13 protein-coding genes are annotated in these 14,131 nt (G+C 74.0%); 9 read left to right on the top strand and 4 right to left on the bottom strand.

Features of this window, described 5'->3' with window-relative positions; translation table 11 throughout:
• Positions 1-60: 60 nt before the first annotated feature.
• Positions 61-846, top strand: coding sequence for an enoyl-CoA hydratase (locus KF840_15650; GenBank protein ID MBX3026342.1), 786 nt, complete (start codon positions 61-63; stop codon positions 844-846).
• Between the two features lie 55 nt (positions 847-901).
• Here the strand turns inward: KF840_15650 and KF840_15645 are convergent, their stop codons facing one another.
• Positions 902-4,204, bottom strand: a complete 3,303-nt coding sequence (locus tag KF840_15645; protein ID MBX3026341.1) for an ATP-grasp domain-containing protein — start codon at positions 4,202-4,204, stop codon at positions 902-904.
• Between the two features lie 73 nt (positions 4,205-4,277).
• Positions 4,278-4,856 carry a CDP-diacylglycerol--serine O-phosphatidyltransferase gene (gene pssA / locus KF840_15640; protein MBX3026340.1) on the bottom strand — a complete coding sequence of 193 codons (579 nt, stop codon included), beginning with the start codon at positions 4,854-4,856 and terminating at the stop codon, positions 4,278-4,280.
• Positions 4,857-4,975: 119 nt separating this feature from the next.
• On the opposite strand from pssA, the gene KF840_15635 reads away from it, so the two are divergent.
• From KF840_15635 to KF840_15620, 4 genes are all read left to right on the top strand, one after another.
• On the top strand, positions 4,976-5,632 hold the full coding sequence (locus KF840_15635; GenBank protein MBX3026339.1) for an MFS transporter: 657 nt from the start codon (positions 4,976-4,978) through the stop codon (positions 5,630-5,632).
• Between the two features lie 74 nt (positions 5,633-5,706).
• Positions 5,707-6,264: an MFS transporter gene (locus KF840_15630; protein ID MBX3026338.1), complete on the top strand. Its 558-nt coding sequence runs from the start codon at positions 5,707-5,709 to the stop codon at positions 6,262-6,264.
• Positions 6,261-7,187, top strand: a complete 927-nt coding sequence (locus KF840_15625) for a cytochrome c (protein MBX3026337.1) — start codon at positions 6,261-6,263, stop codon at positions 7,185-7,187. The genes KF840_15630 and KF840_15625 overlap by 4 nt, the downstream gene beginning before the upstream one ends.
• A complete protein-coding gene (locus KF840_15620) occupies positions 7,184-8,062 on the top strand; it encodes an outer membrane lipoprotein-sorting protein (protein MBX3026336.1) in 879 nt (292 codons plus the stop codon). The genes KF840_15625 and KF840_15620 overlap by 4 nt, the downstream gene beginning before the upstream one ends.
• 28 nt (positions 8,063-8,090) lie before the next feature.
• On the opposite strand, the gene KF840_15615 is transcribed toward KF840_15620, so the two are convergent.
• Together KF840_15615 and KF840_15610 are read right to left on the bottom strand one after the other, a co-directional pair.
• Positions 8,091-8,825, bottom strand: a complete 735-nt coding sequence (locus KF840_15615; protein ID MBX3026335.1) for an ABC transporter ATP-binding protein — start codon at positions 8,823-8,825, stop codon at positions 8,091-8,093.
• Between the two features lie 90 nt (positions 8,826-8,915).
• Positions 8,916-9,542: a PadR family transcriptional regulator gene (locus KF840_15610; protein MBX3026334.1), complete on the bottom strand. Its 627-nt coding sequence runs from the start codon at positions 9,540-9,542 to the stop codon at positions 8,916-8,918.
• Positions 9,543-9,777: 235 nt separating this feature from the next.
• On the opposite strand from KF840_15610, the gene KF840_15605 reads away from it, so the two are divergent.
• From KF840_15605 to KF840_15590, 4 genes are all read left to right on the top strand, one after another.
• Positions 9,778-10,896 (top strand): hypothetical protein, encoded by a 1,119-nt coding sequence (locus KF840_15605; protein ID MBX3026333.1) that lies wholly within the window; start codon positions 9,778-9,780, stop codon positions 10,894-10,896.
• 3 nt (positions 10,897-10,899) lie between these two features.
• Positions 10,900-11,268, top strand: a complete 369-nt coding sequence (locus KF840_15600) for a YraN family protein (protein MBX3026332.1) — start codon at positions 10,900-10,902, stop codon at positions 11,266-11,268.
• Positions 11,269-11,387: 119 nt separating this feature from the next.
• Positions 11,388-12,668 (top strand): serine--tRNA ligase, encoded by a 1,281-nt coding sequence (gene serS / locus KF840_15595; protein ID MBX3026331.1) that lies wholly within the window; start codon positions 11,388-11,390, stop codon positions 12,666-12,668.
• Between the two features lie 283 nt (positions 12,669-12,951).
• Positions 12,952-14,085, top strand: coding sequence for a DHH family phosphoesterase (locus tag KF840_15590; protein ID MBX3026330.1), 1,134 nt, complete (start codon positions 12,952-12,954; stop codon positions 14,083-14,085).
• Positions 14,086-14,131 lie beyond the last annotated feature (46 nt).

Here is a 14,131-nt window from a genome sequence, read left to right as displayed (position 1 = left end):
GCGCAACCTGGTTGACACCTCGCCGGCGCTCGCCGATCGTCGCCGGCGAAGGAGCGTCCCATGACCGCCGATGTGCTGCTCGTCGACGTCGCCGACGGCGTCGCCACCGTCACCCTCAATCGCCCGCAGGCGATGAACGCGCTGTCGCGCGTCCTGCGCGCCGCCATCGCCGAGACCTTCACCCGTCTGGCAGGGGATCCGGCCGTCGAGGTGGTGATTCTCACCGGCGCCGGCCGCGCCTTCTGCGCCGGCCTCGACCTGAAGGAGCTCGGCGGCGAGACCGGCGCCGCCGACGACGCCGCATCGGCGGTGGCCGGCGGCGACGTGGTCGGCGCCGTGCAGGGGTGCGGCAAGCCGGTGATCGGCGCCATCAACGGCTTCGCCATCACCGGCGGCTTCGAGCTGGCGCTCGCCTGCGACCTGCTGATCGCGGCGCGCGGCGCCCGCTTCGCCGACACCCACGCGCGGGTCGGCATCATGCCGGGCTGGGGCCTCAGCCAGAAGCTGTCGCGCACCATCGGCATCTATCGCGCCAAGGAGCTGTCGCTGACCGGCAACTACCTGAGCGCCGAGCAGGCGGAGGCGTGGGGGCTGGTGAATCGCGTCGTCGAGCCCGCGGCGCTGCTGCCGACCTGCCAGGCGCTGGCGCAGGACATGCGCTCCTGCGTCCCCGACGTGATGCGGGCCTACAAGCGGGTCATCGACGCCGGCTATGCCGAGACCTTCGCCCGCGGTCTGGCGATCGAGAGCGAGACCGCGCGCGACCATGCCCGCGGACTGACGCCCGAGGTGCTGGCCGCCCGCCGGGCCGGCGTGCAGTCGCGGGGACGACAGCAGTCGAGTTGAGGAGCCACGGAGGAACACCGAGCCGCAGTGATCCTCCCTGGGGTGGTGCCTCCGCTCACCACGGGTCGACGCAGGGGCGCTTCTTCCCCGCGCGCGGCGGTGGGGGCGGCGCGGCGGCGAGGGCGGCGACGATCCAGCGGCGGGTGTCGGCGGGATCGATCACGTCGTCGATCTCGAAGTGCGAGGCGACGTTGACCGCCTTGCCGATCTCGTAGGCGCGGGCGACCATCTTCTCGAACAGCGCCTGCCGCTCGGCCTCGTCCTGCACCGCGGCGAGCTCGTTGCGGAAGCCGAGGCGCACCGCGCCTTCGAGGCCCATGCCGCCGAATTCCCCGCTCGGCCACGAGACGGTGAACAGCGGCGCCTTGAAGCTGCCGCCGGCCATCGCCTGGGCGCCGAGGCCGTAGCCCTTGCGCAGGACGACGGTGCAGAACGGTACGGTCAGGCTGGCGCCGACCACGAACAGCCGCGCCGCGTGCCGCACCAGGGCCGTCTCCTCGGCCGCCGGGCCGACCATGATGCCGGGCGTGTCGCAGAGAAAGAGCAGCGGCAGGTCGAAGGCGTCGCAGAGCTGCATGAAGCGCGCCGCCTTGTCGGCGCCGTCGCGGTCGATGGCGCCGGCGAGGTGCAGCGGGTTGTTGGCGACGATGCCGAGCGGCCGCCCCTCGATGCGAGCCAGCGCCGTCACCATGCCGGCGCCGAAGGCGCGGCGCAGCTCGAGCACCGAGTCGTCGTCGGCGAGACCGGCGATGGCGCGGCGCACGTCGTAGACGCGCAGCCGGTTCGCCGGCACCACGGTGCGCAGGCGGCGCTGGTCCGGGCACGTCCAGGCGGCGAGCGGACCCTGGAAGTACGACAGGTACTGTCGCGCCACGCGCACCGCGTCGGCTTCGTCGGCGACCGCGACGTCGACGACGCCGTTGGCCGCCTGCACCGCCAGCGGCCCCACCTCCTCGGGCCGGAAGACGCCGAGTCCGCCGCCCTCGATCATCGCCGGGCCGCCCATGCCGATGTTGGCGCCCCGGGTCGCGATGACCACGTCGCAACTGCCGAGCAACGCCGCGTTGCCGGCGAAGCAGCGGCCGGAGGCGATGCCGACCAGCGGCACCAGCCCGCTCAGCGCGGCGAAGTACTGGAAGGCGAGGCAGTCGAGACCGGAGACGCCGGGGGCGTCGGTGTCGCCCGGCCGGCCGCCGCCGCCCTCGGCGAACAGCACCACCGGCAGCCGCTGGCGTTCGGCGAGCTCGAACAGGCGGTCCTTCTTGCGGTGGTTCTGGAAGCCCTGGGTGCCGGCGAGCACGGTGTAGTCGTAGGACATCACCACGCAGCGGCTGCGCGCCGGGTCGACGCGGGTGGCGTTCACCGTGCCGATGCCGCCCACCAGGCCGTCGCCGGGGGTGCGGGCGATCAGGTCCTCGAGCGGGCGCCGGCTGCGCTGCGCCGCCAGGGCGAGGGCGCCGTACTCGACGAAGCTCCCCGGGTCGCAGAGGTCGTCGACGTTCTCGCGCGCCGTGCGCTGACCGGTGCGGCGGCGCCGCGCCACCGCCTCCGGGCGGCGCGCGTCGAGGCCGACGGCGTGCCGTTCGATCGCTTCGACGAGCTCGGGGCGCAGCGCGTTCGGGTCCTCGCCGTCGGCGGCGGTGGTCGCCGCGATCGCGTCGTCGGCGGGTTCGAGGAAGAGCAGCGGCGCCGCCTCGCGCACCGCGGCGCCGGCGGCCACCGCCACGGCGACCACGATGCCGCCGGTCGGCGCGGCGACGACGTGCTCCATCTTCATCGCTTCCATCACCAGCAGCGACTGGCCGGCGGCGACCCGCGACCCGACGGCGACGTCGATGCTCACCACCGTGCCCTGCAGCGGCGCGCGCACCGCGCGCGCCCCCGGCGGCGTTGCGATCTCCACCGACGCGTCGGCGGCGGCCTCGACGTCGGCGACGGCGAAGAAGCGGCGCGGATGGCGGGCCGCGTCGGCGGCGGCCAGGCTGCCGAGGCGGGCGTCGACCCAGCCGGTGGTGACGTCCATCGCCCGCACGTCGGGCTCGCTGAGCAGGGTCTGCAGGAAGTCGACGTTGGTCGCCACGCCGCCGACCCGCAGGGCGCTGAGGGCGCGAGAGGCTTTGTCGACCACGGCGCCGATCCGCGCATCGGGGACGTGCACGACGACCTTCGCCAGCAGCGAGTCGAAGCGCGGGCTCGGCGACCAGCCGCTGTAGGCGCAGGTATCGACCCGCACCCCCGGTCCGGACGGCGCGTCGAAGGCGGTGAGGGTGCCGCCGGCGGGCTTCACCGATCCGTCCGCGCCGACCGTCTCCATGTTCACCCGCGCCTGCAGCGCCATGCCGCGCGGCGGCGGCGCGGCGGCGCCGAGACCGAGATCGGCGAGCGAGCCGCCGGCGGCGATGGCGAGCTGGATCGCCACCAGGTCGAGGCCGGTGACCGCCTCGGTCACCGTGTGCTCCACCTGCAGGCGCGGATTCGCCTCGATGAAGAAGAACGGCGCCTCGTCCGGCGCCGCGTCGGCGTCGACCAGGAACTCGACGGTGGCGACGCCGTCGCAGGCGACCGCCTCGGCGAGCCGCCGCGCCGCCGCGGCGAGGCGCTGGCGCAGCCGCGGCGTCGCCCACGGGCTCGGGGCGAGCTCGATCAGCTTCTGGTGGCGCCGCTGCAGGGTGCACTCGCGCTCGCCGAGATCGACGAGCCCGCCCCGTCGGTCGCCGACGATCTGCACCTCGAGATGGCGCGCCCGCGGCAGCAGTTGCTCGACGTAGACCCGATCGTCGGCGAAGGCGTTGCCGGCTTCGGAGCGGCAGCGGGCATAGGCGGCGGCGAGGTGGTCGGCCTCGGCGACGATGCGCATGCCGCGGCCGCCGCCGCCGGCGACCGCCTTGATCACCATCGGCGCCCCGGCGAGACCGGCGAGGAAGGCGCGCGCCTGTTCGAGCGACACCGCGCCCTCGCTGCCGGCGAGCACCGGCACGCCGGCGCCGACCGCCAGGGCGCGCGCCTTCGACTTGTCGCCGAGCAGCGCCAGCGCGTCGGCGTGCGGCCCGACGAAGGTCAGGCCGGCGGCGCCGCAGGCGCGCGCGAAGTCGGCCTGCTCGGCGAGGAAGCCGTAGCCCGGGTGCAGCGCGTCGCAGCCGGCGTCGCGCGCCGCGGCGATGAGCTGCTCGGCGTCCAGGTAGGCCGCCGGACCGACGCCGCGCAGCGGCCGCGCCGCGTCGGCGTGCAGGCGGTGCAGCGCCGTGGCGTCGTCCTCGGAGAACACCGCCACCGTCGCCACCCCGACCTCGGCGGCGCTGCGGGCGATGCGGATGGCGATCTCGCCGCGATTGGCGATCAGCAGACGGGTGCACGGCATGCGAGCGGCGGCACGCCTAGCACGCGCCGCCGCGATTGACCACGCAGCGGCGGCGCGGGTCCGCGCGGCGACGTCACGGCTTCGGGATGCGCAGCGTCTTGCTGATCATCAGGCTGCCCGACGCGGCGAAGAGCAGCACCGGGAGATGCCAGGCAAGGCCGAGCGTCGTCACGGCGCCCAGGTGGTCGGTCGCGTAGGCGAGCAGCAGCAGCGCGAGCGGCACGATGCTGGTCGGGATCGGCGTGCCTTCGAAATGCGTCACCGCGCCGTCGGCGTCGCTGAGCGATTCGGCGGTGACGTTGTAGCGCGCCAGGCGGCTGAGGCCGCAGAGGACGAAGGCGACGAGGACGAGCTGGTCGAGCGCGGTCGCGAGGCCGACCGCGTAGGCGATCGCCGCCGGCGCCACGCCGAAGGAGATGACGTCGGCGAGCGAGTCGAGCTCGCGTCCCATCGGCGACTGGCGATGGCGCCAGCGCGCGACGCGGCCGTCGAGCACGTCGAAGACGATGGCCAACGGCACCAGGGCCGCCGCGATCCACAGCGCGCGCGCGCCGCCGCCGCCGTGGAACTGCATGGCGTGGAAGACCGCCAGGACGCCGCAGCCGCCGTTCGCCATGGTGAAGAGGTCGGCGGCGTGAAAGCTGCGGAGCATCGAGAAGTGCTTCATCGCCGCGGCAGGGAACCACAGATGACCCGGCGTGGCCAGGCGCGACCCCGCGTCGCGCGGGGAATTCGCGTTCGCCCGCGGCGACGCGCTAGAGAGCGCGGCGCATGGCATCGGCGATCGAGGCGCGTCCGCCGCGCTGGCTGCGCCTGGCGCCGTTTCTCGGCCGGGCGCCGGCGCTGACGCCGCGCCAGTGGCAGGTGCTGGGGCTGGTGTCGATCGCCACGCTGTTCGATCAGTACGACCGCGCGCTGTTCGCCCTGGCGCTGCCGCAGATCCAGTCGAGCCTCGGCATCGCCGAGGCGGACGTCGGCTGGCTGGGCTCGATCGTCCGCCTCGGCGCGCTGCCGGCGTTCCTCGCCACCGTCGCCGCCGACCGCGTCGGCCGGCGGCGCGTCCTGCTGGCGACGATCGTCGGCTACACCGTCTGCACGGCGGCGACGGCGCTGGCGCCCGACGCCCGCAGCTTCGTCGCCTTCCAGTTCCTGGCCCACATCTTCACCGCCGCCGAGTCGATGCTGGCGGTGGTGGTGATCGCCGAGGAGCTGGACGCGGAGGTGCGCGGCTGGGGCATCGGCGCGCTGTTCGCGATCCAGTCCTGCGGCGTCGGTCTGGCGGCGCTGCTGTTTCCGCTCTTCGAGTGGCTGGGGCTCAACTGGCGGGCGCTGTTCGCGGTCGGCGTCGTGCCGCTGACGGTGGTCGCCTACTGGCGGCGGGTGTTGCCGGAGACGGCGGCTTCAGCGAGGCGCGGGCCGCGGCGCTGACCCGCACGCCGGCGCTGGCGCCGATCGTCGCCCTGGCGCGGGCCTATCCCGGGCGCTTCGCCGCCGTCGCGGCGGTGGCGTTCGTGTTCTCGGCCGGCGGCGCGGCGGCCGACTTCATGGGCCCGAAGTACCTGCAGGACGCGCACGGCTGGTCGCCGGCGCGGGTCGCCGTGCTCTACGTGCTCGGTGGCGGGCTGGCGATCGCCGGCTCGGCCTACGCCGGCCGGCTCAGCGATCGCGTCGGCCGGCGGCCGGTGACGGTCGCCTTCGGCGTCACCGTGCTGTCGCTCGCCATCGCCTTCTACAACGCCGCCGGCTGGTGGCTGCCGGTGCTGTGGATCGCGCTCATCTTCGCCGTCGTCGGACACGACGTCCTGCAGGCCAGCTTCGGCGCCGAGCTGTTCCCGACCTCGTACCGCAGCACGGCCACGGGGGCGCGCGCCATCGTCGCCACGCTCGGCGGCGCGCTCGGCCTGGCGGTGGAATCGCTGCTCTACGGCGCGCTCGGCTCGCACTGGCAGGCGATCTCGCTGATGCTCGCCGGCGCGCTGCTCGGGCCGTTGATCGTCGCGCTTGCCTTTCCCGAGACCGCTGGGCGAAGTCTGGAGGACATCGCTCCCGAGCCGACATGACCGCATCCCGTTCTCGCGGCGCCCTGGCCGCCGGCCTCCTCGTCCTCCTCGTCGCCACGGCGTTCGCGCAGAGCGCGCCGCCGACGCCGAAGTCGGTGCGCATCACCATGGAGGCCCTCCATGCGGCCGGCGGCGTGCCGCCGGGGTGGGAGCTGGCGCTCATCCCCGGCGACGTCCTGAGCGGGCGGCAGTTGTTCATCACCCAGGGCTGCCACAACTGCCACGTCGTGCAGGGCGCCAACCTGCCGGAGGTGCCGCCGGCGCAGCGGCAACCCGGGCCGGAGCTCACCGGCATGGGCTCGCACCACCCGCCGGTCTACTTCCTCGAATCGATCGTCAACCCGCAGGCGGTGCGGGTCGAGGGCGCCGGCTACCTCACGTCCGATGGGCACTCGACGATGCCGGCCTACCCGGACCTGACGGTGGCGCAATTGCAGGACCTCGTCGTCTTCCTCGCCAGTCTCACCAGCGGCGGCGAGGCCTGCCACGCGCCGCCGGCGATCACGCCCGGGGCCGGGCCGGTGCCGACCAACGTCGTCGCGCCGTCGGCGCCGACGCCGGCCGCGCCGCTGCCGGCGCCGCCCACGGTGGCGGCGCAGGTGTTCCTGGTGCAGACCTACGACATCCTGCCGGACAAGCTGACGGCCTTCGAGCAGTGGCTGCAGCAGACCTTCGTGCCGGCGCTGCGGGCCTTCGGCGGCGTCGTCAGCATCGAGACCACGGTCGACCGCGCCCGCCGCGGACCGCCGATGACCACGGTCATCGCCTTCCGCGATCGCGCCGCCTACGAGCGCTGGAACAACAACATCGGCCAGCGCGAGCTGGCGGCGAAGTTCGACGAGTTCATCGGCGTCCACGGCCACGTCGTGTACGACTCGCCGCCGCTGTATCGCGCCAGGACGTTGTCGATGGAGTCGGAATGACCGGCGCGGCGCGCCATCTGACGTGCGGCCTGTGCGGGTTGCTGGTGAGCGGCCTGGTGGCGGCGTCCCCGGCGCTCGCTGCCGAGGAGGAGACGGCGCGCCAGATCCTCGACCGCCAGCGCGCCCTCGACGAGGGGGCGCGCCGTTGGAGCGACCGCCATCAGCGACTGGCGATGGAGGTCGTGACCCCGGAGCACGCGCCGCGGTCGATGACGCTGGATCTCTTCGACAAGAAGACCGCGCCCGGCGAGCAGCGCACCATCGCCTTCTTCTCGGCGCCGGCGAGCGCCAGGGGCACCGCGTTCCTCGGCGTCACGCACCCGGATCGCGCCGCCGACCAGTGGCTCTACCTGCCCGAGCTCCGCCGCGCCCGCCGGGTGGGCGGCGCGGCGCGCCACAGCGGCTTCGTCGGCACCGACCTCACCTATCACGACCTCGACCTGCTGGCGGAGATGCCGCACTGGAGCGAGGCGGACGCGACGGCGGCGCGGCGGGGCGAGGAGACGATCGACGGCGTGCCGTGCCACGTCATCGAGCTGACGCCGGTGCGCGAGGACATCGGCTACCAGCGCATCGTCCTCTGGCTGGGGCGCGACGACCTGGTCGCCCGCCGCGTCGACCTCCACGAGCAGGCGCCGGCGCGCGGGTGGTTCGGGCGCGGCGGCGACGCGATGCCGACGCGCCGCATCGAGCAGCGCGACATCCGCCGCGTCGGGGCGATCCCGGTGCCGTTCCGCGCCGAGGTGCACACGCCGGCGGCGGGGAGCCGGACCATCATCAGCTTCGAGCGCGTCACCTTCGACCTCTCCCTGCCGGACGAGCTCTTCACCCAACCGGCGCTGGAGTGGGGCTCCTACGCCCCGGGCGCCAGGTAACGCCGCGGCGGCGCTCCGCCCTGGCCCCTCACTCGAACAGCGGAATCACCCGGGCGCCCTCGACGCGCGGCGTCTGCACCTCGCGGACGATCTGGCCGTCGCGCAGCTCGACGGTGCGGTGGCCGTAGGTGGCGGCGAAGGTGCTGTGGGTCACCATGATCACCGTCACGCCGCGCTCGTCGTTGAGCTGGCGCAGGAGATCGAGGATCGCCTGGCCGGTGAGCGAATCGAGATTGCCGGTCGGTTCGTCGGCGAGCAGCAGCGTCGGCGCGGTGATCAGGGCGCGGGCGATGGCGACGCGTTGCTGCTCGCCGCCCGACAGCTCGGCGGGCCGGCGGCGGGCGGTGGCGACGTCGACGCCGACCTGCGCCAGCAGCTCGCGGGCGCGGGCGGCGGCGGCGCGGGCCCCGTGGCCGTGCAGCTCGAGCGGCCAGGCGATGTTCTCCTCGACGCTGAAGCTGGGGAAGAGATTGAAGTTCTGGAAGACGATGCCGACGTGGCGCAGGCGGATGTCGCTGCGCGCGTCGTCGGAGAGCGCCGCCAGATCCGCGCCGGCGACCCGCACCCGGCCGGTGTCGGGCGTGTCGAGTCCGGCGATCAGGTTGAGCAGCGTGCTCTTGCCGGAGCCGCTGGCGCCCATGATCGAGAGGAACTCGCCGCGCGCGACCGCGAGGCTGACGTCGCGCAGCGCCGGCACCGCGGCACGCCCCTGCGCGTAATGCTTGCTGACCCGGTCGAGCTGGACGGCCGGCGGGTTCGGCATGCGCTCCTCCTCCTCATCGCGCCGGCGCGGCGCCGGCCGCGGCGCGCTCCGGGGGCGACGGCTCGCCATGGCGCGGCGCACGGGACTCGCTCATCGGCGCCGGCGCGCGGCGGCGCGCAGGGCGCGCGCCGGCTCGCTGGCGCTCTCCGCCACCATCGGCGCGGCGGCGTCGTCGAGAAAGGCCTGGTACCGGGTGCGCAGCTCGCCGAGGAACTCGATGTCGGCGGCGACGTGCTTGAGGCGCCGGCCGAGCAGCAGCGGCAGGACGCGGAAGGCCGCCGGCGCATCGGCGGCGTCGGCCTCGGCGATCGCCTGCCGGCGCGCGCGTTCGAGGCTCTTGCCGTAGAACCAGACGTTCTCCTGCAGGCGGTCGAGGACCTTCAGCATGATCGGCGGGTCGGCCTCGTCGGCGAACAGCAGGCGGGCGGAGATCTCGTCCTCGGCCCAGCCGCCGGCGGCGGCGTCGTGCGCCGTCAGCCACTCGTCGAAGACGGTGATGCCGAGCGGCGTGATCTCGTACGGGGTCCGCCGCGCGTCGGCGTCGGGCGGGTTGTCGGCGCTGCGGATCAGGCCGTCGAGCACCAGTCGCTGCAGCTCGCGATAGAAGTTGCCGGTGCTGACGTCGACCCCGGATCGCTCGCGGTACGCCTTGACCAACGCATAGCCGTGCTGGCGGCTGCCGGCGCGGAGCATGCCGAGGATGAGATAGCGAAACATCGGTCTCCCTCCACCTGCGTCGCCGATACGTCCGCCAAATTCCGACAGTCAAGACACATCAATGGGTAGCTGCAACGCAGTCAGTGGCGGGTCACAGCGGCCGCCGCTGGCGGGCGGTGCACGCCGCGCAGCGAGGAGCGGCATCGAGCGGCGGGCATCGAGTCGACCCGCTCATTGTGCCGCGCGGCGCGGCGCGGCTAGCTGGCGCGTGGGCATCCACCAGGAAGGAGGCGGCATGAACAGCGTCGACGGATGTTGCGACGGGGCGGCTGGCGCTCCGCTGCCGAGCGCCGAGGCGGCCATCGATCGGGCGCGGGCCTTCCTCGGCTCGCGCCGCCTGGGCGAGCTGCCGGAGGAGGTGTTCCGGCTCGGCGAGGTGTGGATCCTGTGCGAGCGCTGCGTCGCCCGCGGCGACGCCGGCGCCGCGGACGGGCTCTACGCCCTGCTCGCCGGGTTCGCGCGCCGCGGCGCCGAGCCGCCGTCCGGATTCTGGCCGGGCACGGCGGCGCTCTATCTCGGGCTGCTGGCCGGGACCGCCGGCCGGGCGGATGTGGCGGCGGCGCACCTCGAGGATGCCCTGCGCGCCGCGACGACGATCGGCGCCGCCGTCGAGGTGGCGCGCACGCAGCTCGCCTACGCGCGGGTGCTGCTGGCGCGCGGCGCCGCCGGCGACGCGGCGCGCGCGCACCGGCTGCTGGTGGCGCTGCTGGCCAGCCTGCAGTTGCCCGAGAACCCGCCGGCGGCCGCGGCTCCGGCGGCCCCCGTCGCGCCGGCGCGCCGCGGCTTCGTCTTCCGCCGCGAGGGCGACTACTGGACCCTGGCGTCGCCCGGGCGGCTGGCGCGCGTGCGCGGCCGGCGCGGCTTCGAGTACATCGTCGAGCTGCTGCGCCGGCCGCACCGGCCGATCTACGTGGTCGAGCTGATGCGCCCCGAGGGCGGCGGCGCCGCCGGCCTGTCGGCGCGCGAGCTCGACGAGCACGGACTGCGCGTGGTGGCGGCGGCGCGCACCGAGTCGGAGCTCGACCGGCGCGCCCGCCTGGACTATCGCGCCCGCTGGCGCGAGCTGCTCGCCGAGCAGGCGGCGGCGGAGCGCGACAACGACCCCGGCCGGATCGAGCAGGCGCAGCGGGAGATCGACATGCTGGCGCGCCAGCTCGCGGCCGGCCGCCATGGAACGCGCGGCGCCACCTCGGCGCAGGAGCGGGCGCGGGTCAACGTGCGCAACTGCGTCGCCGGCGCGTTGCGCGCCATCCGCCGCCACGACGAGCCGCTGTGGCGCCACCTCGTGAACGCCATCAAGACCGGCACGTACTGCGTCTACGAGCCCGACCGCCCGATCGACTGGGAGCTGTGAACGATGACCCGCGAGCGGCAGACCGCGGGGCGCGCCGGCCAGGATGCGGCCGAGCGGTGGCTGCGCCGCGCCGGATACGTGATCCTGGCGCGCAACTATCGCTGCGCCGCCGGCGAGATCGACCTCGTCGCCCTCGACCGCCGGGTCGTCGTCTTCGTCGAGGTGAAGACGCGCCGCCGCCCGCTGCTCAGCCCGCTCGATGCCGTGACGGCCTCGCAGCAGCGCCGCATCGTCAGCGCCGCGACCGACTACCTGAGCCGCCATCGCCTGTCCGGTCGCCCGCTGCGCTTCGACCTCGTCGGCGTCTGGCTCGACGGCGCCGCGCCGCGCTGCGAGCTGGTGCGCGGCGCTTTCGGCGGTGACGACGGGTGATGGCGGGAGGGGCTGGTCGCGCCCGCGGCGCGGCGCGCATTGCCGTCGAAACGGACGGCGAACCGGGCGGCGAACCGGGCGGCTGGCCCCGGCTCCGGGCGCGTGCTACCCGGCAGCGCATGCTCGACATCAAGATGATCCGCGAGCGGCCGGACGAGGTGAAACGCGCGCTGGCGACGGTGGGCACCGCGCCCGAGCTGGTCGACGCCGTCCTCGCCGCCGATGCGCGGCGCCGCAAGCTGATCACCGAAGCGGAGCAGATGCGGGCGACGCGTGCCGCGACCTCGAAGAGCGTCGGCACACTGCCGCCGGCGGAGCGCGAGCGGGTGGTGGCCGAGATGCGCGCCCTCGGCGACCGCATCGGCGAGGTCGAGCAGCAGGTGGCGGCCGCCGAAGCGGCGTTCACCGCGGCCCTGTTCGAGCTGCCGAACCTGCCGCACCCGGACGTGCCGGTGGGTCCCGATGAGAGCGCCAACCGCGTCGTGCGCGAGGTCGGCGACGCGCCGGCGTTCGCCTTCGCGCCGCAGCCGCACTGGGATCTCGGCCCGGCCCTCGGCATCGTCGACTTCGAGCGCGGGGTGAAGATCGCCGGTTCGCGCTTCTACGTGCTGCTCGGCGCCGGGGCGCGCCTGCAGCGGGCGCTGATCAACTGGATGGTCGACCTGCACACGACGGCGCACGGCTATCGCGAGGTGTACCCGCCGGCGATGGTGCGCACCGAGTGCGCGATCGGCACCGGGCAGTTGCCGAAGTTCGGCGACACGATGTACCGCGACGTCGAGGAGGACTTCTGGTTCGTCCCCACCGCCGAGGTGCCGGTGACCAACCTCTATCGCGACGAGATCCTCGAGCCGGGCCGGCTGCCGATCCGCCACGTCGCCTACACGCCGTGCTTCCGGCGCGAGAAGATGTCGGCGGGGCGCGACGTCCGCGGCATCAAGCGCGGACACCAGTTCGACAAGGTCGAGATGGTGAAGTTCGTCGCCCCCGAGACCTCCGACGCCGAGCTGTTGTCGCTGCTCGACGACGCCGAGGACGTCTGCCGGCGGCTCGGCCTGCGGCATCGCGTCGTGCAGATGTGCACCGGCGATCTCAGCTACGCGGCGGCGATGAAGTACGACGTCGAGGTCTGGGCGCCCGGCTGCGGCGAGTGGCTGGAGGTGTCGTCGTGCTCGAACTTCCGCGACTACCAGGCGCGGCGCGCCAACATCCGCTACCGGCCGGCGCCCGGCGCCAAGCCCGAGTTGCTGCACACCCTGAACGGCTCCGGCCTGGCCCTGCCGCGGGTGATGATCGCCGTTCTCGAGACCTACCAGCAGGCGGACGGCAGCGTGCAGGTGCCGCTGGTCCTGCGGCCCTACATGGGCGGCACGGCGGTGATCGCGGCGGACAACGGATGAGCGGCCGCCGGGCGACGGCATTAGCGCGGCTTCAGAGGCTGCTGCGCGGGTGGCGCCCGCTCCCCTCCATTGGCAGCCCGGAAGGGCGGTGCTAGCCTCGCGCCGTCACCGTACCCGGACGCCCGCGGCGTCCACAGCCCGCACCGTATGCCAGAGCTCATCATCGGGGACGATCCAGCCGACGACCCTCCACAAGGTCGCGCCGGCCGTCTGCGCTCCCGATGCGCGGGCGGCCGGGCGGGACGAACCACCCACGTCGCACGACGGGGTGAGTGGAGGATGCATGGCTGATCGTTCAGTCGAGCCGCTGCCCGAACCGCGCCTGCGGCCCGTCCGCCGCGCCGAAGGCGATCTCGCCAGCAAGTGGGCCGAGCTCGCCGGGGTGCTCGAGCGGCACCGCGGCGAGCGCCTGGTGATCCTGCTCGCCGGCTACCCGGACCCCGACAACATCGCCTCCGGCCTGGCGCTGCAGCACCTGGCGCGCCTGCACGGCGTCGAATCGCGGCTGCTCTCGTTCCACGAGGTCAGCCACCAGGAGAACCAGGCCCTGGTCACCCAGCTCGACCTCGACCTCTGGCTGTACGACGGGCGGTGCGATCTCGCCGCGTACGCCGGCTACGCCCTGGTCGACACGCAGCGAATCGATCCGGCGATCGTCGAGGCGCTCGCCGGCAAGCGCTTCGTCGCCTGCGTCGATCATCACAAACGGATCGAGGAGACGGTCGCCGAGTTCACCGACGTTCGCGAGGAGGTCGGGTCGACGGCGGCGATCATGTGCGAGTACCTGCGCGGTGCCCACCCCGACGGTCTCGACCCCGACGATCCCGAGCACATCAAGCTGGCGACGGCGCTGATGCACGGCATCCGCACCGACACCCGGCTCATGCTCGAAGCCTCGCGCGCCGACTTCCTCGCCGCCGCGTTCGTCTCGTCGGCCGTCGATCAGGGGCTGCTGCGCAAGATCTCGGCGCAATCGGTGAGCCCGGCGGTGATGGACATGATCCAGGCGGCGCTGGAGCGGCGGAAGACCTACGACAATTTCCTCGTCAGCGACGTCGGCTTCGTCCGCAAGGAGCACCGCGACGGCATTCCCCAGGCGGCCGACTTCCTGCTGACCCGGGCCGGCATCGACACCGTGCTGGTGTTCGGCATCGTCGACGGCAAGGCGATCGAGGGCTCGCTGCGGACGCGCGGCGACACCATCAATCCCGACGCCTTCCTCAAGCGCGCCTTCGGCGTCGACGAGGAACGGGGCGCGCCGTACGGTGGCGGCAACCTGCGCAACAAGGGCGCCTTCCAGATCCCGCTCGGCTTCCTCGCCCAGCACAAGGATCGCGAGCAGCTCTACCGTCTCGCCTGCGAGATCGTGCACGAGAAGTTCCTCGCCGCGATCGGACGGGTGGAGAACAATTCCTGAGATGCGACGCCGGTGCAGACGCGGGGTCCGGGGGGTAGGGGGTGAC

This window comes from bacterium, from assembly GCA_019637795.1.
GTDB lineage: Bacteria > Desulfobacterota > Binatia > HRBIN30 > CADEER01 > JAHBUY01.
The sequence above is the reverse complement of the archived record's forward strand: the minus strand, read 5'-3'. Positions and strand labels throughout refer to the sequence as shown.